Source organism: Actinomyces qiguomingii (genome assembly GCF_004102025.1).
GTDB lineage: Bacteria > Actinomycetota > Actinomycetes > Actinomycetales > Actinomycetaceae > Actinomyces > Actinomyces qiguomingii.
On sequence record NZ_CP025228.1, the window covers coordinates 267,824 to 288,842 of the forward strand.

Below are 21,019 nucleotides of genomic sequence, written 5' to 3' on the forward strand. Positions count from 1 at the left end.
CGGATGGTGGACTCCGAGGGGATGTCCCGGTCTTGCGGTAGCCCCAGTCGCCGTAGCTGGCCGCCGGTCAGGTCCTGGGCGTGCTCCCAGATCGCCAGCAGGGTGCGGCACCCGGCCAGCACTCCGACCGCCGCCAAAGCAAGCACGGTGTCCAGGCGGTGACGGCACCCCGCGCCGATGCCGCGGGTCCGGGACACTCTTGAACACTCCGGTCAGGGGCTGGCGCGACAAGGCAGGAGTGGGGGATGATGACACGGCGGCGCGACCTTCCAGGCAATGGCTTTTTGCGAACACCTCCATCGTCTCCGACGGGTCGCGCCGCACCCGCACCAACACACCGAAAACCCCTAACAACCCCCAACCCAGACAACAACCTTGCCGAGCCTCTGTTTCGTCCGGTTCGGTCAGGTGATTTGATAATGAGCTATTACACGGAGGCTTATTCACAGCGCTGGCGGAGCCCTCATGCAATCACGACCTTTCCACGCAATCGTGCGGAATGTGCGGGAATTCCGCGGCGGCGAGTTGCCCCTATGAATAACCCTCACGATGTCGCGTTTCTCGGAGCTACGAGTCCAGTGCCGCGTGCTGGCCGGGTATCGAGCGGTGTGGGTGAGTGTTCTTACGGGCCTGGTGGTAATGGGTGGAATGGCATGTGCGGTGGCGTTCTCCGTGCGTTCTTCGTATTTGTCCGGGGAGCCGTTGACTGACGCCTCGTTCCTGTACGAGATTTCCGGGTTCGGGTTTTCATTCGCGCAGATATTCTTCGGTCTAGCATCCATTGTGTTCATCTGCTCGGAGTGGGACTCGGAATTCATATACACGACATACACTGCCAGCCAAAGGACGCTGCGGTACGTTTTGGCGAAATCGCTTCCGCCGGTGCTCGGCAGCGCGGCAGGTCTATTCGCCATGCTGGTCCTGCTGGTGCCGGCCGAGGCGCTGCTGCTTTCCGGTTCGGCTTACACAATCACCTTGGCCGACCCGACGGTGTGGAGGCAGATCTTCGTTCAGTGCTTCACGGGAGTATGTAGCGCACTGTTCGCCGCGGGGCTTGCTTTTCTTTTCAGGCGCGCTGCTGTTGCTTTAGGAGTATGCATCGCGATTACCGGCTCTTCGCGTTTGAGGGTGTGGTGGTGGGGTAGTCGCGGGTGCGCGTGTCGGGGTGGTGGGTGTGGGTCGAGGTCCCCGATGATTGGGGGGCTTCTGAACACAACCGATCACGGAGACCTCGACATGGCTGAGTACTGCCTTCACTGTTCCTGATCTTGCTAGTTTCCTGGGCCTGGACGCGCTGGGGCTTACCGTGACCGGTCAGCGGATAACGCCTGACGAGGCGCTGGTGGAGTGCCGGCTGCAGGCCTTGAATGAGGACGCGTTCTGCAGGCGGTGTGGAGCCCAGGGCGATCCGGTGGGGACGGTGGCCCGGCGCCTGGCGCACGTGCCGGTGGGGTGGCGGCCCACGCACCTGCTGGTGCGGTTGCGGCGGTGGCGCTGCCAGGGCTGCGAACGCGTGTGGCGCCAAGACTGCGCTAGAGCCGCCGCCAAGCGTTCCAGGCTGACCCGGGCGGCGGTGGACTGGGCGATCCGGGCCGTGGGGGTTGAGTTCATGAGTGTTGCCCGTGTGGCGGCAGGGTTGGGGGTGTCATGGCACACCGAGGGCGACGCCGTCCTGGAGCGGGCCAAGGACCGCTTGATCAATGATCCCGGCCGTCTGAAGGGCGTGGAGGTCATCGGGGTGGACGAGCACGTGTGGCGGCATACCCGCAAGGGCGACCGGTATGTCACCGTCATCATTGACCTGACACCCGTGCGCGACCGGACGGGTCCGTCCCGGCTGTTGGACATGATCGAGGGCAGGTCCAAGCAGGTCTTCAAGCAATGGCTCCAGGACCAGCCCGAGGACTGGCGCAGCCGGATCGAGGTGGTCGCTATGGACGGCTTCACGGGCTTCAAGACCGCCGCCGCCGAGGCCCTACCGGATGCGATAGAGGTGATGGACCCCTACCCGCGTGGTCGCGCTGGCCGGGGACAAACTCGATGAGTGCCGGCGCCGCACCCAGCGCGAGACCACCGGGCGGCGGGGCCGTAAGGACGACCCCTTGTACAAGGCCCGCAGGCTGCTACGCACCGGCGCCGGGCTGGTAACCGACAGCGGCTGGGACCGGCTCGAACAACTGTTCGCCGACCCCCAGAACACGCCGGTACAGACCGCCTGGGCTGTGCATCAGAAGATCATGGCCGCCTACCGCGCCAAGACCCCCGCCGAAGGCAAGACCCGGATGGACAAGGTGATGCAGACCCTCACCACCGGCGTGCCTGACGCCCTCGAAGAACTTGCCTCACTGGGCAAGACCCTGGCCCAGCGGCGCGACGACATCCTGGCCTACTTCGGCCATCCCGGAACCTCCAACGGACCCACCGAGAACACCAACGCCCCGCCTGGAACACCTACGCGGCATCGCCCTGGGCTTCCGAAACCTGACCAACTACATCACCCGCAGCCTCATCCACGCCGGCGGCTTCCGCAACCAGCTACTACACCCCTAAACACGAAGAGCCCGATTACCCTTATCGCGCCTATGGTATTGGGGCTCATGCCGCTCGGGGTGACGTAATTCATCAGCCGATGGCTCCCCAACAACGTGTTCGGTTATTTGGCGTCGGCTGATGTGGTGGTGGTCAACGCCGTGAGCTATCCGGCGCTTGTTGTTGTAGCGGTGGGTTACCCCCTGGTTTCGTTGATGGGCGGATACGTGTTGCTGCGCAGGAGCGTGGTGTAGTGCTGAGGCTGCCCCGCGTCAGGGACGCGTGGGCGGTGTGTGGCTGGTTGTGACGAGACCGTAACGGGTTGTTGCCGACTGGCCCGGAATTTACTTTAGTGCACGTCGGTTGGTCCTTCCATGAGCAGTTATGACGCCGCCGCCGATGAATCCCTCCTCGCAGCACTATTCACCGACGCCCACACGGCCCGCTCCTTCCGGGACGAGCCGGCGCCGATCGAGCAGGTGCGCCGCGCCTATGACAACGCCCGCTGGGCACCCACCGCCCTGAACTCTCAGCCCATGCGTCTGGACCTGCTCGCCTCACCGGAGTCTCGCCAGCGCCTAGCGCCGCTGATGGCCGGGATCAACCAGGAGCCGGTGATCGGCGCCCCACTGGCGCTGATCGTCTCCGCCGATCTCGCCCTGGACAAGTCCATGCGGGAGCTCGGTGCCTCCGAGCAGATGCTCCAGCGCCTGGCCGGCTCGATGGAGATGCGTCAGGGACTCGCCCGTGACTCCGCACTGATCCAGCTCGGTTACCTGGTGCTCGCCCTGCGCGCCGAGGGACTCGACGTCGGCGTCATGACCGGAGCCGACTTGCCCGGCATTGACGCCGAGTTCCACGCCGACCGCCCCTGGCAGGCCATCGCCGTCATCACCGTCGGGCACGGCGACGACGACGCCTTCCATCCCCGCGCCGGCCGCCACGAGTTCGACGCCGTCACCCAGATACTCTGATGCCCGTGCGCTGCCAAGGCTTGGCCTGCTAACGTTCGGGGTGACCCCGGCGCGCAGGTCCGGGCAGCGAGTACGGGTCGAGGAGGACTCATGGGACTGGGATGGTTCGGCGCCCCGGAGCACAACCGCTGGCTGGCCGCGGAAACACACGCCTTATTGCGCTACGCGCGGGCCGCCAAAGTGCCCGCAGGCTTCGGCTGGATCGGCACCGACGGCGTCGTCGACACCAGCCACCCGGTAGAGCTGTGGATCACCGGTCGCATGACCTTCGCTTTTTCCCTGGGGGCGCTGCTGGGCATCCCCGGCTGCCGCCGCTACGTCGACCACGGTGTGCGTGCCCTCAGTAGGGTCATGCGCGACTACAAGCACGGCGGCTGGTACTCCGCCGTCCGCCATGAGCTCGACGCCGAGGGCCACGGCATCCCGGTCGATCCCGACGCCCGCAAGGAGTGCTATCAGCACGCCTTCGTGTTGCTGGCCGCCGCCACCGCCACCGCCGCCAACCGGCCCGGCGCACATGAGCTGCTGCGCGACGCCATGGAGATCCAGAACCGCTACTGGTGGGACGACACCTACGGGCTGCCCATCGAGTCCTATGCCGCCGATTTCACCAGGCCCGAGGACTACCGCGGCATCAACGCAGCCATGCACACGGTGGAGGCCTACCTGGCCACCGCCGACGTCACCGGAGACACCACCTGGCTGGTCCGCGCCGTTCAGATCATCGACTACGCCGTCAATATTCAGGCTCGTGCCCACGACTGGCGGCTGCCCGAGCACTACGACACCAAGTGGAAGCCGCGCCTGGATTACAACCGTGACGTTCCCGCCCACCCCTTCCGCCCCTACGGCGTCACCCCCGGTCACGGCCTGGAGTGGTCGCGGCTGACCGTGCAGGCGCGCGCCGCCCTGATCGCCCGCTCCCTGCCGACTCCCGACTGGATGATGGAGGCCGCCGAACAGCTTTTCGACCGCGCCCGTACCGACGGTTGGCGGGTCGACGGCGCGCCCGGCTTCGTCTACACCACCGACTTCGACGGCCGTCCGATTGTGCACGAGCGCATGCATTGGGTGGTCTGCGAGGGGGTGTCGGCCGCTGCCGCCATCCGTCGGGCTCTGCTTGCCGCGGGTCGTGGGGAGATGGACGTCGAGCACTATGAGCACTGCTACCGCTCCTGGCTCGACTACGCCGAGGAGTTTCTCATCGCCTCCCCCGGCGTGTGGACCCACGAGCTGAACCAGGCGAATGAGCTTTCCACCCGCACCTGGGAGGGGCACCCGGACATTTACCATGCCCTGCAGATGACGCTGGCCGCACGCATGCCCGTTTGGCCGACGGTGGGACAGGCGTTGAGCGAGGGTCTTCTGGATGTTCCTGTCAGGCCCGAGGCGCCGACCGAGCTGCGGAACCAGTCTCGCCGTCGTGGCCTGTTCGGCCGGGGATGAGCGACGGCGGAACGCGGCCGCCTGCATGCCCTGAGCGGCATCGGGGCGGACATACTGGCACTTGTGCGGCGGTACGGCCTCAAGACCCCGGCCGCATGAGGAGGACGTGATGAGCTCGAAACGGGCTGTTCCATTGGATCGGCAGAGCACCAGTCCGCTGTTCGCTCAGGTCATGCAGTCTTTGCGCGCGGCCATTGACTCCGGCGAGTTCCAGCCCGGCGGGCGCATCCCCACCGAGCCGGAACTCGCCACTATGTATGGGGTCAGCCGCATCACCATCAGGCGTGCCATTGAGGAGCTGTGCGAGCACGGGCTGCTCGTCAAGCGCCAGGGCAAGGGCACCTTCGTCGGCCCGAGCAAAATAGCCAAGAAGATAGAGCACATTTCCAGCTTCTCCGAGTCCTGCCGGGCCAGTGGTATGACGCCCTCCGCCAAGGTGCTGTCCCGGGCACTTCTCAAGGAAACGCCCTCGGCCTTCACCCCGCCGCTCGAGCTGGCGGACACGCAGGTGCTGAACATCCAGCGGGTGCACTACGCCGACGGCGTCCCCATCATGATCGAGGACAACTACTACCCATACAGTCGCTTAGCCTTCCTGATGGAGACGCCACTCGAGGGCTCGCTGTTCGAGGTCTTGGCCGAGCATGGGGTACGGATCGGCGGATCGCGCAACTCCTATATCGACGCGCTTGCGGCAACCTCCTCGCAGGCGGAGGTGCTGCAGATCCTGGTCGGGGACCCGCTGTTCTTCTTCTACCGGGAAATGCTCGATGAGGCGGGGCGGCTCATTTATGTGGGCCGTCAACACATCACGGCCGCCCGTTACCGGTTCAATTACGACATTGGCTAGCTGTCCGTGAGCTAGGGGCTCGGCGAAGTCTCCGTCTGGGTGGGGGCGCGGCGCGACCTTCCGGTGACGATGGGGGTGCAAACAATCTCGAAACCGGAGAGGTCGCGCCGCTGTGCCATCATCCCCCATCGCCCCCTTGTTGCGCCAGTCCTTGCCCGTCTCGGTGGCGAGTCTGCCCCACAGCTCCCAGCCTGTGCCGCCCGCGAGCACGCGGAAGTCAGGCAGCGTGGAAGCATTTGTGGTTCTTCCGGTTAAAGGGTGTGTTCGCCGAGTTCGGTCGAAATAACCATCGAGTTCGGTAGATATAACCATCGAGTTCGGTCGATATGACGATCGAGTTCGGTTGGTGGGGTCGGCGGGGTGGGGGAAGTGTTCAGATTCGGCACGAACGATGTTCCCCCGCCCGACGCCGCTCACCAGGTCCGCATGGTTCCAACGAGTCTGAGGGCGTGTGCTGGGAGGGGTGGGGTGTTTGTGCCGATTCTGGACGTTTTGGGGCTCTTCGTGTTTGGGGGTGTGGCGGGCGGTGTGTTCTGGTCGGCCCTGGGACGGCCCCTCCCTCACTCGAACGTAGCCTCCCGTGTTCGAACGCGGCCAGGCGCCCGAGGATGGCCTCCGCGTGGTTGTTCCGGGCGGCCGCGCCCTGGGGCGTGAGGTGCTGGTTCTCGACATCGATGGGGCGGTTTCATCAGATGGCATCGCGGGACGGAGGGTTCGTCAGGTGCCACCAACGATTTGGCATGAACAAGCACGGCTCGTGCAACCCGACAAACCGTCGAAACAAGTGACGAATCGTCGACCGCAACACACGAACCGTCGGGCACGAACCGTCGGGCACGAACCGTCGGGCCAGCACCCGAATCGTCGGGCCAGCACCCGAACCATCGGACACGATCCACCGCGAGCCACCAAGACTCACGGTAAGCCATCCTGCCGGCCCCACCAACCGAACTCGATCGTCATATCGACCGAACTCGATGGTCATACCGACCGAACTCGATGGTTGTATCTACCGAACTCGGCGAACACACCCTCGAAGCACCCCAATCCGGCTCTTGACAGTTTGAGGGTGTTGGGGGTGGTGGGCGTGGGTCCGGTCGGCTGCCGGCCGCGTACATGGACCGCGTTCTTGCGGTCCATCCGCAGCTTGGCAGTCCACAGGTGCCGACCAATGGCCAACACGTGGCGAGCATGCCAGCGCAGCTCTGCTCGCGCCGACCTTAAACCGGCCGCTACATCCTCAACCCCGAAGAGCCCTCACTCCCCTCTGTTCGGTCACTTGTTCGGTACGGTTGAGGTGTCGATGCCGGCGATGAACTCCTCGACCTGTTCCAACGACCGCACGGCCGCAGTGCCGCCCACGCGGGTCACCGACAGGCCGGCGACCCCATTGGCGAATACGGCCGCATCCACCGGGTTCATGCCGCGCAGCAGGGCACGGATGTATCCGGCGGCAAAGTTGTCTCCGGCCCCCGTGGTGTCCACGGCGTCACGGCCGATGGCGGGGACAATCTCGGTGGCGTCGGCATTGTGAACCAGACAGCCGCGCGCCCCGAGCTTCAATACCGTATTGGTCACCCCGTGGCTGCCCAGTACGGCCGCCGCCTCGAACTCGTTGCGAGCACCAGTTAGGGCGATGGCCTCGTCCGCATTGGGGAAGAAGTAATCGACATACCTCAGTGCCTCCGTGATCTCCTCGAGCCCCGCACCGGTACGACTGGGCACCATGTCCGCGCACACGAGCATCCCCGCGGCCTTCGCCCGGCGGAACAGGTCGGCCATCCACTTCCCGGACAGCAGGGGATTGTTGAAGATCGAGCCGAAGGTAAGGGCCTTGGCGAATCCGATGCGGCCGGAGACGTCGAGATCGCCCTCCTCGGTGAGCCACAGGCTGCCGTTGCGGTTGGTGATGAAGGTGCGCTCACCGCCGGGCTGGACCAGGCCGACATTCAACGACGTCGTCAGGCCTCGCCGCACCCGCACCCGGGATACGTCCACGCCCTCGGAGCGGGCGGTGGTTGTGATGAAGGCGCCGGCCGCGTCGTCGCCGACCGCGGTCACCAGCCCCACCCGGGCGCCCAGGCGGGACAGGATGATGGACTCGTTCAGCGCATCGCCGCCCACCTGCATGGAGATGTCGTCAACCGGGTAGGAGACGGTGTCGAAAACGCGTCTGTCGACCGGGTGCAGCGGGATGTCGACCACCGCGGAGCCCACGCACAAGACGTCGAGGATGGTCAAGGTCGTCGCCTCACTTCAGGGAGTCATCAACGACGACGACGGCCTTGGTGAACGATCCGGGGTCACTCACGGCCGTCTCGAAGGCCTGCTGGATGTCCGGATAGGCGAAGTGCCGGTCGATCAACTCCGAGACCTTCAAAGCGCCGGAGCGGATGAGCTCGATGGTGGTCGGGTAGGAGTTGCAGTACCGGAACACGGTCTGGATCGTCACCTCACGGTTGATCGCCAGGAACGGCACCGGCGCCTCGCCGGGGACCGTGCCCACAACCATTAAGCGGCCGCGGCGCTTGACCACTTGCAGACCGAGCCTCACGGTGGGCACCGCGCCGGCGGTCTCGAAGACGACGTCGGCCCCGTACCGGCCGACGGCCTCCCGGATTCGAGCGACCGGGTCGCCCCCGCCGCTGTTGACAACGACGTCGACGCCGAGGCCGCGTGCCGTTCGGAGCCTGCTGTCCTGCAGATCGACGGCGAGAATCGTGCGCGCTCCGGCCATGCGGGCGACCATGGCGACCATGAGACCGACGGCGCCCGCCCCGAGTATGACGACGGTCTTTCCCAGGAGCGCGCCCGCCATCTCGACGGCGTGCACGGCCACCGAGGCCGGTTCCACCAGGGCTCCCTCATCCAGGCTGAGCTCATCGGGCAGCGGGAACACCAGTGCGGCCGGATGCACCAGGTACTCGGTTAAGCCGCCGCGGTAGTTGGGGGCGGTGGCCATGAAGTCCACACTCGGGCACACGTTGTAGTGCCCGGACAGGCAGAATTCGCAGGTGTAGCAGGGGATGCCGGGCTCGATGCAGACGCGGTCGCCGGCCTTCAACTCCGCCACGCCGTCACCGACGTCGACGACGACGCCCGCGGGCTCGTGCCCCAGCCCCACCTCCTGCCCGGGCTGCGGCGGGATGTAGGGGCCGGACTTGAAACCGTGCATGTCCGAGCCGCACATTCCGACCCGGGCGATCTTGATCAGAACCTCGCCGGGGCCGGGCGTCGGGCGCTTACAGGCCTTGATGGTCATTAGGCCGGGGTGGTCGAGTACGGCCTTGGAATTGGTGCTCATGTGTGTATCTCCTCTTTGAGAAACTAAGCGGCTTTAGCCGTGCGGATAGGTAGTGCCATCTCTTCGACGCTGCGCCCCCGGGTCTCGATGCCGAAGAGAGCCAGCACCAGTGCGCAGGCGCTGAGCAGCAGGCCCAGCACCACGAATACGGCGATCACACCGAACTCGGTCAGCAGCCACGCCACCAGGTAGGGCGAGGCGATGGCGACGACCCGGCCGATGGAATTGGCGATGCCCAGGCCGCGCATCTTCTGCGCCGTCGGCCAGATCTCGGGCGCGTAGACGGCCGAGGAGAAGCTGTTGTAGACGTACAGGACCACGATCATCAGGGTGCCGACCGCGAGAATCGTGGCCTCGGAGGTCTGCCGGGAGTAGACGTACCCCAGCACGGCCACCAGGACGATAAGCCCCGGCCCGAGGACCTTGCGGGGCAGCAGGTCCATGATCAGTGTGGAGATGAACACCCCCACCGGAGCGCCGATCATCATGATCATCGACATTGCCAGCGACTTGGAAATGTCGATCCCCTGGTTGACGAATATGGTCGGCACCCACTGGGTGATGGTGTACAGAGACAGGTTCATGGCGATCAGGGTGGCGGTGGCCACCAGGGTGCGGCGGCCCAGCTCGCCGGTGAAGAACGCCGAGAGCGGAACCGCGACCTCGGTCTGCGGGACGGGTGCGGCTTCGGCAGTGCCGCCGTGCGCAGCATCAGCAGTGTCACTGACGCCGGCGGCCGGCGGGCGGGTGGCTGCGTCGTCGGGACTGGCGACGAGGACACCACCGGAGCGGGCGGCGGCCCTGCGGACGATGGCGACGCCGTCGTCGGCTCTGCCCGAGGCGATCAGCCAGCGGGGCGATTCTTCGAGCTGGAAATGGACGACGACGAGTATCGCCAGCGCCAGGGTCCCGGCCACCACGAATACCGCCCGCCAGCTCAACGCCGGAATGAGCACGGCGGCCAGGATCGCGGCGATCAGGGGGGAGAGGTTGCCCAGCAGGGAGATGCGGGCCGACCAGGTGCCGCGCACCCGGGCCGGCATGAACTCGGTGAAGGTGCCGTAGCCGAGGACGATGCCGCCGCCCATACCGATCCCCATCAGGCCCCGGCAGATGATCAGGAAGATCATGCCCGGGGTGCAGGCCGCCGTCAACGCCATGGAGCCGAATACGAGGATGCACATCTCATAGGTGCGCTTGCGACCGATCCGGTCCCCGAGACTGCCCGCGGCCAGCGAGCCCACGAAGAAGCCCATCATCATCGCCGAGGAGAAGAAGGCGTTCCAGTAGTTGTTCGACCATCCCCGGTCCACCAGGTCGGCCAGGACCGAGTTCCCCGAGGAGTTCAGGATGCCGTTGAATTGAAGCGCCAGCCCCAGCACCCAGAACACCTGCCAGTGCCAGCGGGACACCGGCAGCCGCTCCAGGGTGGCCAGGGCCCGCGCGGAGTCCATCTGTGTATCCGTCGGACCCGCATCCGGCCGACCGATCTTTCGACTCATTGTGCCCTCAACCCCTCGGTGGTCGGCGGATGCCCGCCGGTGACCCGGTTGAGGTCGCCGGCCACCACGGGCATGGCCTGTGCCTGCCCGGCGGAGCCCAACAACTCGATCTTCTCCAGGGCGCGCTGCTTGAGCGCCGCCCGCACACGCAGCTGCGTGTCCACGTAGCTGGTGGATGTGTCCTCCCGGATGGCGGCCATGGCCGCCTGACCCAGCTCGGAGTGGATATTTACCTTGGCGACGCCGCTGGCGATCGTTCGGCGCACGTCGTCGTCCGGGATGCCGGAGGCTCCGTGCAGCACGAGTGGGACGTCGACGGCCTCACGTACCGCCGCCAGCACGTCGTGGGCGATGCGCGGCGGGGAGCTGTAGGGGCCGTGGATGTTGCCGATGGCGACCGCCAGGGCGTCGCAGCCGGTTCGCTCCACGAACTCCGCGGCCTGGGCGGGATCGGTGTACTGATAGTGCGCCAGCGCCGCCTCGTAGTCGCCGTAGTCACCCACATGGCCCAGCTCGGCCTCCACCGGCACGCCGCGCGGGTGGAAGTAGTCCACAACGCGTTTGGTCTCGGCGATGTTCTCCTCGAAGGGCAGTTTCGAGGCATCCCGCATGACGGCGTTGTTGCCGTGGATGTAGGCGTTGTGGACGATGTCGAAGCTGCGCCCGTGGTCCCAGTGGACGATGGTGGGAACATTCGCATGCTCCGCCATATTGCGCATCAGCCAGGCGAACTCCTCGAATACGACGTTGCCCGTGAAACTCGTTCCGAAGGAGATGATGACGGGGGAGCGGGCCTCCTGTGCGGCGTCCATGACGCCCATGAGCATTTCGGCGTTCCACGTGTTGAAGTGGGGCACCGCGTATCCCTTCGCCTGCGCGTGGCGCAGCCACCACACCAGATCTGCCAGCATGTTGTGTTGTTCCTTCCTTAAGCCGGGGTCGGTGGAATCAGTCGATGAGGCCGATCTTCGAGGGCAGTCCTCGAAAGTCAGTCCTCAAAGTCATAGGTGAGGACGACCTTGATGGCGTCCTTGGCGGCCATGGCCTCGAAGCCTTTCTCCCATTCGGACAGGCCGAAGCGATGGGTGATCATCGGCTCGAGCTGGACTAGTCTGTGGTCGACCAATCGCAGCACGTTGCGCCAGGTGGTCGAGTCGTAGGCCATGTGGCCGATGAGCGAGATGTTCCACTCCGTGATGCGGTTGATCGGGAAGTTAAGCGGCTTGAAGCCCATGCCGGCGCGGACGATCTCCGCATTGGGCCGCACCATGGTGATGGCCTGCTCCAGGGCGATGTTGGCGCCGGAACACTCGATCACCAGACCGAGGTTGTCCTTGCCGCAGATCTCCTGGCACCGGGCGACCACGTCCTCCTGGGAGCCGTTTACCAGGTGCGTGGCGCCGAGCTGCTTGGCGACCTTGAAACGCGTGGAGACGTCGGCGTCGAGCCCCACCAGCACAATGTTGACCGCGCCCATCAGCTTGGCGACCTGCACGGAGTACAGGCCCAGCGGGCCGGCGCCGATGATCACGACGTCCTGCCCGGGCCTGAGGTGGGTCTGCTCGGCCACGGCCTTGTAGGAGTTGCACAGCGGCTCGATGGCGGCCGCCTGCTCATAGGGCAGCCAGTCGGGCAGCTCCCAGATCGCGTGCCGGTGGATGCGTAGGATCTCACCGGGGATGATCGTGTACTTGGTGAATCCGCCGCCCCAGCGATTGTTGTCCAGGCCGATATTCACCTTGTTTTCGCAGCACAAGAAGTCCGCCTGTTCGCAGGCGGGGCAGGTGCCGCAGACGTGACCGGTGTTGTCCGAGACTACGCGCTGGCCGACGTGCCAGTCGGTCACCCTGGAGCCGACTTTGACGATCTCGCCGGCGAACTCGTGACCGCGGATGGAGTTGAACTCCTGCGAGCCGTTGTCCACGCGGAAGTGCTTCATGTCTGCGCCGCAGATGGTGGCGGCGCCGACCTTGACGAGCAGGTCCTCTTCCCCGATTTGGGGGACCGGGACGTCGATTAGGCGGTATCCGCCGAATTCCTTGCCGTAGCGTGCAAGAGCCTTCATGATGATTCCTTTCTGGGCTGTGTGTGAAGGACTGAGTGAGAGTGGTTTAATGAGGGGAAAAGGGGAGGTGGGACGAGCGGCTCGGGGGAGATGGGAGACCACCCCGTTCGTTTCCGCCAGCCGAGGTGGATGCGTCGGTATTAGCCGAGGTCGACGTCGGAAATCGACTCAATAGACTCTCCCCGGCTTTCCACACCGAAGACGCCGATGATGACCGCGGTGACCACCGCCGTCGCCCCGAGGAGAATGAAGACTCCGGTCACGCCCGAGGCGTCCAGCAGGGCGGCCACCGCATAGGGGGAGAGGATTCCGCTAATGCGGCCCACGGAGTTGGCGAGCCCGGAGCCACGTAGCTTCGCCGCCGTCGGCCAGATTTCCGGCACGTACACCGCCGAGGCGAAGCAGACGAACATGTAGACGAAGATGATCAAGAAGAACCCCATGATCGACAGGGCGGTCATAGAGGTCTGCAGCGAGTAGACATACCCCAGCACGGCGATGATCAGCAGCAGGCCGATCCCGAAGACTCGGCGCGGGAAGCGGTCGATGATGAACACGGCGATGAAGATGCCGATGGGAGCCCCGAACATGCTCATGGTGTTCAGCACCACGGAGTCGGCCAGATCGATGCCCTGGGAGAGCAGCATGGTCGGTAGCCAGTTGATGAGCGTGTACTGGATGACGTTCATCGCGATCAAGGCGAAAGAGCCGACGATCACGCGCTTGAGCAGTTCGCCCTTGAACAGGGCGCTGTAGGGGAGGTCCACCTGGCCCCTGGCCTTGGTGTGTTGCTCCGCGGCCGCAGACACCGGCTCCAGGGTTATGCCCTTGTGCCGCTCCACGTCGGCCTCGATCTTGTCCAGTAGCTCATTGGCCTGCCGGTAGCGGCCCTTGGACTCCAGCCAACGGGGTGATTCGGGGAATAGCCGCCAGACCACGGCGAGCACGATTGTTGAGGTGACGGCGGGAATGATGAACTGGATGCGCCAGTTCGCCTCGGGGCTGACCACGCCGACCAGGTAGGAGGCAATCAGTGAGCAGATCGGGTAGGACCAGTTGCCGATGAAGGAGGCGCGGGAGGACCAGGAGCCGCGATCCCGTGAGGGGACGTACTCCGTCCAGGAGGCGAACAGCACCGTGAGCAGTCCACCGAGCGCGATTCCCATGAAGACGCGCACCACGATGAGGAAGGTCATGTTCGGGGAGGCTGCGGCAACCAGCATGGTGATGATGTGGAAGGCCACGAATCCCAGGAAGCCGTTGCGACGTCCCAGGCGGTCGCCGATTGCGCCGCCGATCAGTGCGCCCATGAACATCCCGGCGGTGGTCAGCGAGGAGAAGATCGCGGAGGAGGTGGTGTTGGTCCATCCGATCTGTGTCAGTACCGCCAGAACCAGGCCGCCGATGGCATTGCTCCAGCCCACGAGCAGTCCGAAGGCGACCATCCAGTACACCGACCAGTGGAAGCGGCTGGTGGGCAGTCGGTCTAGGCGGGCACCGGCGTTTGGAAGTGCGGTGGCGGGTGGGGTGAGTGTCGCTGGATTCGCCATGAGGTCTCTTTCGTGTCATGCCTGTGGGCTTGCGTATGGCGGCACACTCGCCGTCGGCGAGGGCGCCGGGCCTGACACCGTCATTGGTGTGGCCGTCCTGGATTGAGCGCGGCGGTGCGCTCCGATACATGACGTTATATAACGTCATGCCTATGACGATACTCGTTGCCGGGTGCGACGTACAGGGGACGAAGGTCCTGTTCTGTGACCGACGTTATAGTGTTGTCCCATTCGGCGGTGTGGGTAGGGAGGTGGTAGGGTCCGATCCGTACCTGGAGAGGTGACAGAGCGGCCGAATGTGGCGGTCTTGAAAACCGCTGTGCGCCTGGCGCACCGGGGGTTCGAATCCCTCCCTCTCCGCCACGGGAGGCGAGGTGTCGCCGTCGGCGGCGCCACACGCGGGCTTCGCGGCGGTCGTTGCCTCGCCCCGTGTGCTGGGGTAGGCTCATCGGGCCGATCCGGCAACTGGAGATGTCGCATAGTGGCCTAGTGCGCCTTCCTGCTAAGAAGGTTGGGGATAAAACCCCTCGGGAGTTCGAATCTCCCCATCTCCGCCAAACTCCTGGATTTCAGCGAAAACCCGGTGTTTCCAGCCTGTGGTCGGGGATGCTGGGGGAATAGGGCGGGCTGGCGCGTGGCCTGGCGGGATGTCCTCGGATAGCGGTCGGCGTAGATGGTTCCGTGACGCGAACCACGCCTCGCGTATCGCTTCGCCACTTCACTTTCGGTGTCTCGGATGGGTAACTTGGGCCGTGGAGCTTCCTGCTCTGGTTCAACAACGTGTTCCCCGTCCCCGATCCGAGGAAGAAGAACCTTGCGCCATCACCGATCCGAACACCCTGAACAACGCCCTGCGGGTGCGGTGCGCCGTCGCCCGCTGGCCGCAGCGGCGGCGGCCCTTACCGCTCTGGCCCTGCTGGCGCCGGCCGCGGCGGCGCCCGGCGACTCCGACGCCATCGCCGCCAGCCCGGCCGTCCCGGTCATTCCCGATTCGGGATTTGACCCAAGCGCCAAGATCACCCGCGACATCGTCCTGCCGGACGGCACCGCTGCCGAGGCCATCGAGAACCGCTGGTTCGTCGAACTGCACTCACCCGCCGTCGCCGCTGGCGGCAGTGCCGCAATCGTCACCGCCGAACGGAGCCAGTTCGCGGTCGCCGTCCAGAAGGCAGGCATTGAGGCCGAGGTCACCACCGCATACGGCGACCTGTGGAACGGGCTGGCCCTGACCGTCGACGACGCCTCCGTCGAGGCTCTGGCCGCACTCGACGAGGTGGCCTCTGTTCAACCCGTCGTCCGCATTCCGGAGCCCGAGGAGAACGTTTCCGCGGATCCGCGCAGCCAGGCCGAGCAGGAAGAGGGGCTGCTCACCCCCCAGATGTCCACCGCACTGGACCTGACCGGCGCCGGCATCGTCCAGTCCGAGCTCGGTTACACCGGTGAGGGCATCAAGATCGGCATCATCGACTCCGGCGTCGACTACGACCACACCGAGTTCGGCGGCACCGGCACCCCGGGCGTGCCGACCACCGAGGGTGACGGCTCCACCGCCTTCCCGAACGCCAAGGTCGTTGCCGGATATGACTTCGTCGGCAACAGTTACGGCGATCCAGCGGTGGCGGCGCAAGCCCCCCAGATCTCCTATCGGCCCATGCCGGACCCATACCCCGATGACTGCCGTGGACATGGCACCCATGTGGCCGGTATCGCCGCCGGCTCCGGCGGCGCAGGCGCCGAGGCGGTCACCGGCGTGGCCCCCGACTCCCAGATCGGCGCCTACCGGGTCTTCGGCTGCGAGGGCAGCTCCGATGCGGAGGTGATGGCCGCCGCCATGCAGCGGGCCGCCGCCGACGGCATGGACATCATCAACCTGTCCATCAGTGCCGACTACATGCTGGTGACCAACTACCCGATCACCTCCTCCGCCGAGACCCTGGCCAACCAGGGCGTGGTCGTCACCGCCTCCCAGGGCAACGCCGGTGAGAACGGCGTGTGGAGCATGGGGGCGCCAGCCGCAGGAGAGCACATCCTGGCCGCCGGCAGTATCGACAACACCATTGCGCTGGGGCACTACCTGACCGTCTCCTCCGAAACTGCGGGCAGCGAAGGGCGCTTCCTGTACGCCGTCGCCGAAGGTACCACTGCCTCCGTGCAGCGCGACAACAACGTTCAGTATCCGCTGGTCGCCTCCGGGGACCTGGCGGCCGACGGCGGTGACGAGGTCACCGACGCCTCACTGCTGTGCCAGCCCGCCGATGCGGACGCCTTCGCCGGGCGTATCGTCATGGTGCGACGCGGCGGTTGCGGCTTCGATGTCAAGGCCGCCAACGCCGAGGCCGCCGGTGCCGTAGGAATCGTGTTCGATAACTCCCTTCCCGGGCGACTGGGCGTCAGCCTGATCGGTGCCGACGGGCGCAGCGCGTCCATCCCGGCCGTCGCCATCGACCAGGAGTCGGGAGATGCCATTCGCGCCCAACTTGCCGAGGACTCACAGCTGACCTTCGCTGAGGAGCCGGCCGAGTTCAACCTCTCCACCGGTGGACAGGTCTCTTCCTTCAGTGCCTGGGGTCTGAACTCCGACCTCGGTCTGAAGCCCGACGTGGTGGCCCCCGGTGGTTCCATCTGGTCCACCTGGACCCTGGAGCAGGGGGGCTACCGCTCCTCCTCCGGCACCTCCATGTCCGCCCCGTACCTGGCCGGGGCGACCGCACTGATCATGCAGGCGCACCCCGAGATCCGCGAGTCCGAGGGCACCGGCCCGACCGACGCCGTCGCCTGGCGGCTGCGCTCCACCGCTACCCCGCTGGCCTGGTCTGGCTCCGAGGACACCGGTGTGTTTGAACCGGTCGCCCGCCAGGGCGCCGGGCTGATCAACGTCGACGCCGCCATTCAGGCCACCACCTCCACCAGTAATTCCGTGCTCAACCTCGGCGAGTCCGAGCACTACCCGCAGGGCAACACCCAGGAGGTCACCCTCACCAACCTGGCGAACACGCCAGTTACCTACACGCTGTCGCACACCGACGCCGTCACGGTCACTGGCCCCGCCTCCGCCCCCCAGCGGGGAACCGCCACGCCGGCCACGGTATCGACCGATGGCACCACGGTGACTGTTCCGGCCGGCGGAACCGCCGCCGTATCGGTCACCATCACCGCCCCCGCCGATGCCGCCGACGGCGACCTCTACGGCGGCTGGGTGGTGGCGACCCCCGTTGACGCCGACTCCGAGCCGATTCGCATCCCTTACTCGGGTGTGGCCGGCAACCTCGCCGCCGCGCAGGTATTCGGTGACCGCACCGGCATAGTGGACATGGATGTGGTGCCCGTGGACACCGGCAACTACGTGTTCGGCGACTCCACTCGCACCACCGAGGGAGCCTACGAGGACCTGCCCGTGGTGCTGATTGAGACGCTGATCCCCTATCGCGGCGCCGTACTGGAGGTGTCCCGGGTCTATAACGACGGCAGCGTCACCTACTTGGGCCCCGCCGGCTACGACACCCAGTGGCGTGTGCGCGGGCAGAACCCCGCCTACCTCTGGAATGGTGGCTACTACGATGCCGATGGCAACATGCAGCAGGCGCCCACCGGTGACTACCAGCTGACCGTGCGCGTGTCCCCGCTCGGCGGAGACTGGTCGGTGGCCTCCGACTGGGCCGCCTGGACCTCCCCGGAGATCAGCATCGACTGGAAGACCGACGGCTACCTGCCGCAGTCATCCCTGACGACGGTCGCTCCCGATGGGGCAGGGGCCGCCGTGGATGACAATATCTTCAGCGCTGTCGCCGTCGACACGGCCGAGGCGAGCTACACGGTCGACCTTGGGGCCGACTATGACGTGACCAAGATCCACTACACCCCCGAGCAGACCACCGACGCCGCGCACGCCACGGACATGACCGCCTTGGTGTCCGCCGACGGGGAGGAATGGGTGTCGGTCGGTAATGTGGAGATCAACCCCAACAGGTGGGCGCCCACGATTCTGGAGCTCAACCAGTCGGTGCGTGGCCGTTACGTGCGCTGGGACTTGAACAACACCCGTACGGGTGACTTGGTCGGGGTGACAGCGGCCGAGCTGCGTGTGGCCGGTGAGCAGGTCGATGCGGCGAACCCGTCCATGACTCCGACGGCTCAGGCCACCGGCGCACCCGCACCTGAGCCCTCCTCCGGCACACCGGCAGACCCGTCGGGAACGGCGGCGCCTTCGCCCTCTGAGGGAGCGGCCGGTGCCGGGCGCCCCACGGGCGGCTCCGGCTCTCAGGCCAAGGCCCCTGAACCGGGACCGAAGGACCCGGTGGCCGGAACGGTAGGCAAGGTAGGCAACCAGTCTCTGGCGCGCACCGGTGCATACACCGCGCTTGGGCTGATCGCCCTGGCCCTGGTGGGCGTCGGCGCTGGCCTGCTGTGGATGCGGCGCCGCCACCGGATCTGAGATCGCCTGAACAGGCTGCGGCCCGGGGGAGAGGAGCAACCTCCCCCGGGCCGCAGCCTGTTCCCCAGTGTCGTCGACCCCGGTTGTGCTCAGGCTCACTGGCTGAGGATTTGTGGGTTGCCCGCAGTCCGAGTAATCTTCCGGAATGTCCGCACCGGATTGCGCCAGTGGCTCAATGGATAGAGCATCTGACTACGGATCAGAAGGTTGGGGGTTCGAGTCCCTCCTGGCGCACTGACGCCCCGTCATCGGCTGAACAGTCGGTGTTGCGGGGCGTTTTCCATACCTGTCCGTGCCTGCCGCGATCCCGACGATGCGGGTTATCGGCGGCGCAGGTTCGGGTTATCGGCGCGCACGTGGTGCTTTAGGTCGGCGTGTCGTGATGTTCTAGCTGTTTCATCCGGCCCAGCCTTTGTGTTTCCAGAGGCCTTCTTCGGGGGTGGGGATGGTGCCCCATCCGGCGGGGTGCGCGCTGGCGGTGGTGGGTGTGGGCCCGGCTGGCTGCCGCCCTCGTGCTTGGACCGGGCTCCTGCGGTTGGACCGGGCTCCTGCGGTTGGACCGTCTGAGAGAGTGCGTTTCAGGTGGTCCAGCGGCAGCCAGGTGGTCCAGCGGCAGCCAGGCGGTCCAACTGCAGGCAGACGCTCCACTCGCGCCCCGCACGTTTGCCCGCGATTGCCAAGCACCGGCCCGGGTTCACCGCCCTGACTATGTTCACCCCGACTTGGCCGCACCACACCAGCCAAACCCCGATCTTAAGTGCCACATTCACGCCGATAACTCGACTTCGGTAAGGGATGCGTGTGGTGGTCGTGTTTGGAGGAGCCGCTTATTCGGGCGGCCCGGGCCAGCGGCGGGCGGTGTACCGCCGTAGAATCCCCTGGTGAAGTTCCTCAACGGCATGACGCCTACCTTCGACCTGACGTACGACGACGTATTCATGGTCCCCTCCCGTTCCGCCGTGGGATCGCGCACGGGCGTGGATCTGGCCACCGACGACGCCAGCGGCACCACGATCCCCATCGTGGTGTCCAACATGACCGCCGTCGCCGGCAAGCGCATGGCGGAGACTGTCGCCCGCCGCGGCGGCATCGCCATCATCCCGCAGGACATCCCGCTCGACGTCGTCGCTGACACGGTCAGCCAGGTCAAGGCCTCCCACCTCGTCTACGACACCCCGGTGACGGTCAAGCCGCACCACACCTGCGGCTACGCCCTGGGCCTGATCCCCAAGCGTGCGCATGGGGCCGCCGTCGTCGTCGACGCCGACACCAACGCACCCATCGGCATGGTGAATACTGCGGATGTCTCCGGCGTGGACCGCTTCACCCAGGTGCGGCGGGTGATGAGTACCGAGCTCGTCACCCTGGCGGAGGGGATCGACCCGCGTGAGGCCTTCGACCGGCTCCGGGCCGCACGCCGCACCCTGGCACCGGTGGTGGGGGCCGACGGCGGCCTGGTGGGTCTGCTGACTCGCTCCGGGGCGGTGCGCTCCACCATCTACCGGCCCGCCGTCGACGCCGCCGGTCGGTTGCGTGTGGGCGCCGCCATCGGTATGAACGGGGACCCGGCTGCGCGGGCTGCTGAACTCGCAGGCGCCGGGGTGGACGTGATCGTCGTCGACACCGCCCACGGGCACCAGGACCGCATGGTGGAGGTGGTGGGGGCCGTGCGCGCCGCCCTGCCCGACGCCTTCCCGATCGTCGCCGGGAACGTGGTCACTGCCGCCGGCGTGCGCGACCTGGTCGACGCCGGCGCCTCCATCATCAAGGTGGGGGTCGGCCCGGGCGCCATGTGCACCACTCGCATGCAGACCGGCGTGGGCCGCCCCCAGTTCTCCGCCGTCCTGGAGTGCAGCCGGGAGGCGGCGCGGCTCGGCGCGCACGTGTGGGCCGACGGCGGGGTGCGTCACCCGCGCGACGTCGCCCTGGCGCTCGCGGCGGGCGCCTCCAACGTGATGATCGGCTCCTGGTTCGCCGGTACCCATGAGTCTCCGGGCGACCTGCAGTACGACGCCGACGGCCGCGCCTACAAGGAGAGCTTCGGCATGGCCTCGGCACGGGCGGTGGCGGACCGCACCGAGGGGGAGGACGCCTTCGATCGCACCCGCAAGGGGCTGTTCGAGGAGGGCATCAGTGCCGGCCGCATGTACCTGGACCCCGAGCGGCCCGGCGTGGAGGACCTGATCGACTCCATCGTGGCGGGCGTGCGCAGCTCCTTCACCTATGCCGGGGCGGGCTCCATCCCGGAGTTCCGCGAGCGGGCGATCGTCGGCGTCCAGTCCGCCTCCGGCTACCGCGAGGGCGCCCCGGTGCCGGTGAGCTGGTAGCCCTCCCCTGGAGGCCTTCCCTGCCCACCCCACCCCTCCC

The 21,019-nt window shown here is 66.4% G+C and carries 11 protein-coding genes, 3 tRNA genes and 2 pseudogenes; 9 read left to right on the top strand and 7 right to left on the bottom strand.

What is annotated here, in order from left to right; all coding sequences use genetic code 11:
• Positions 1-2 precede the first annotated feature (2 nt).
• A pseudogene (locus tag CWT10_RS17740) lies at positions 3-197 on the bottom strand (transposase family protein); the annotation flags it as partial.
• Between the two features lie 1,043 nt (positions 198-1,240).
• Between CWT10_RS17740 and CWT10_RS01195 the strand changes: the two are divergent.
• The 4 genes and pseudogenes from CWT10_RS01195 to CWT10_RS01210 all read left to right on the top strand — a co-directional run bounded on the left by CWT10_RS01195 (position 1,241) and on the right by CWT10_RS01210 (position 5,799).
• Positions 1,241-2,550, top strand: a pseudogene (locus CWT10_RS01195) (ISL3 family transposase).
• A 353-nt stretch (positions 2,551-2,903) separates the two neighbouring features.
• Complete coding sequence (locus tag CWT10_RS01200) at positions 2,904-3,503, top strand: malonic semialdehyde reductase (RefSeq protein ID WP_103062444.1); 600 nt, start codon at positions 2,904-2,906, stop codon at positions 3,501-3,503.
• Positions 3,504-3,593: 90 nt separating this feature from the next.
• Positions 3,594-4,949 (top strand): AGE family epimerase/isomerase, encoded by a 1,356-nt coding sequence (locus CWT10_RS01205; protein ID WP_103062443.1) that lies wholly within the window; start codon positions 3,594-3,596, stop codon positions 4,947-4,949.
• A 109-nt stretch (positions 4,950-5,058) separates the two neighbouring features.
• A complete protein-coding gene (locus tag CWT10_RS01210) occupies positions 5,059-5,799 on the top strand; it encodes a GntR family transcriptional regulator (protein WP_103062442.1) in 741 nt (246 codons plus the stop codon).
• Between the two features lie 1,275 nt (positions 5,800-7,074).
• Here the strand turns inward: CWT10_RS01210 and CWT10_RS01215 are convergent.
• The 6 genes from CWT10_RS01215 to CWT10_RS01240 all read right to left on the bottom strand — a co-directional run bounded on the left by CWT10_RS01215 (position 7,075) and on the right by CWT10_RS01240 (position 14,220).
• Entirely contained in the window at positions 7,075-8,040 is a 966-nt protein-coding gene (locus CWT10_RS01215) for a carbohydrate kinase family protein (RefSeq protein ID WP_103062441.1), read from the bottom strand.
• 10 nt (positions 8,041-8,050) lie between these two features.
• A complete protein-coding gene (locus tag CWT10_RS01220) occupies positions 8,051-9,103 on the bottom strand; it encodes an alcohol dehydrogenase catalytic domain-containing protein (protein WP_103062440.1) in 1,053 nt (350 codons plus the stop codon).
• A gap of 23 nt (positions 9,104-9,126) precedes the next feature.
• On the bottom strand, positions 9,127-10,605 hold the full coding sequence (locus CWT10_RS01225; RefSeq protein ID WP_128683207.1) for an MFS transporter: 1,479 nt from the start codon (positions 10,603-10,605) through the stop codon (positions 9,127-9,129).
• On the bottom strand, positions 10,602-11,516 hold the full coding sequence (locus CWT10_RS01230) for a class II fructose-bisphosphate aldolase (RefSeq protein WP_103062438.1): 915 nt from the start codon (positions 11,514-11,516) through the stop codon (positions 10,602-10,604). Before CWT10_RS01230 ends, CWT10_RS01225 begins: the two co-directional genes overlap by 4 nt.
• A gap of 77 nt (positions 11,517-11,593) precedes the next feature.
• Complete coding sequence (locus CWT10_RS01235; protein WP_103062437.1) at positions 11,594-12,670, bottom strand: zinc-binding dehydrogenase; 1,077 nt, start codon at positions 12,668-12,670, stop codon at positions 11,594-11,596.
• A 140-nt stretch (positions 12,671-12,810) separates the two neighbouring features.
• Complete coding sequence (locus CWT10_RS01240) at positions 12,811-14,220, bottom strand: MFS transporter (protein WP_103062436.1); 1,410 nt, start codon at positions 14,218-14,220, stop codon at positions 12,811-12,813.
• A gap of 274 nt (positions 14,221-14,494) precedes the next feature.
• Between CWT10_RS01240 and CWT10_RS01245 the strand changes: the two genes are divergently transcribed.
• The 5 genes from CWT10_RS01245 (at position 14,495) to CWT10_RS01265 (ending at position 20,979) form a co-directional block, all read left to right on the top strand.
• Positions 14,495-14,583: transfer RNA gene (locus CWT10_RS01245), tRNA-Ser, on the top strand.
• Positions 14,584-14,687: 104 nt separating this feature from the next.
• Positions 14,688-14,777 (top strand) — tRNA-Ser (locus CWT10_RS01250).
• A gap of 257 nt (positions 14,778-15,034) precedes the next feature.
• On the top strand, positions 15,035-18,652 hold the full coding sequence (locus CWT10_RS01255; RefSeq protein ID WP_244936765.1) for a S8 family serine peptidase: 3,618 nt from the start codon (positions 15,035-15,037) through the stop codon (positions 18,650-18,652).
• 161 nt (positions 18,653-18,813) lie between these two features.
• Positions 18,814-18,886, top strand: a tRNA-Arg gene (locus tag CWT10_RS01260).
• Positions 18,887-19,533: 647 nt separating this feature from the next.
• A complete protein-coding gene (locus tag CWT10_RS01265) occupies positions 19,534-20,979 on the top strand; it encodes a GuaB1 family IMP dehydrogenase-related protein (RefSeq protein WP_103062434.1) in 1,446 nt (481 codons plus the stop codon).
• Positions 20,980-21,019: the final 40 nt, after the last annotated feature.

Excerpts from the sequence above, each read along its gene's own strand:
- CWT10_RS01230 (WP_103062438.1), bottom strand. The coding sequence starts at position 11,516 with ATGCTGGCAGATCTGGTGTGGTGGCTGCGCCACGCGCAGGCGAAGGGA.
- CWT10_RS01235 (WP_103062437.1), bottom strand. The coding sequence starts at position 12,670 with ATGAAGGCTCTTGCACGCTACGGCAAGGAATTCGGCGGATACCGCCTA.
- CWT10_RS01205 (WP_103062443.1), top strand. The coding sequence starts at position 3,594 with ATGGGACTGGGATGGTTCGGCGCCCCGGAGCACAACCGCTGGCTGGCC.
- CWT10_RS01220 (WP_103062440.1), bottom strand. The coding sequence starts at position 9,103 with ATGAGCACCAATTCCAAGGCCGTACTCGACCACCCCGGCCTAATGACC.
- CWT10_RS01240 (WP_103062436.1), bottom strand. The coding sequence starts at position 14,220 with ATGGCGAATCCAGCGACACTCACCCCACCCGCCACCGCACTTCCAAAC.
- CWT10_RS01225 (WP_128683207.1), bottom strand. The coding sequence starts at position 10,605 with ATGAGTCGAAAGATCGGTCGGCCGGATGCGGGTCCGACGGATACACAG.
- CWT10_RS01210 (WP_103062442.1), top strand. The coding sequence starts at position 5,059 with ATGAGCTCGAAACGGGCTGTTCCATTGGATCGGCAGAGCACCAGTCCG.
- CWT10_RS01200 (WP_103062444.1), top strand. The coding sequence starts at position 2,904 with ATGAGCAGTTATGACGCCGCCGCCGATGAATCCCTCCTCGCAGCACTA.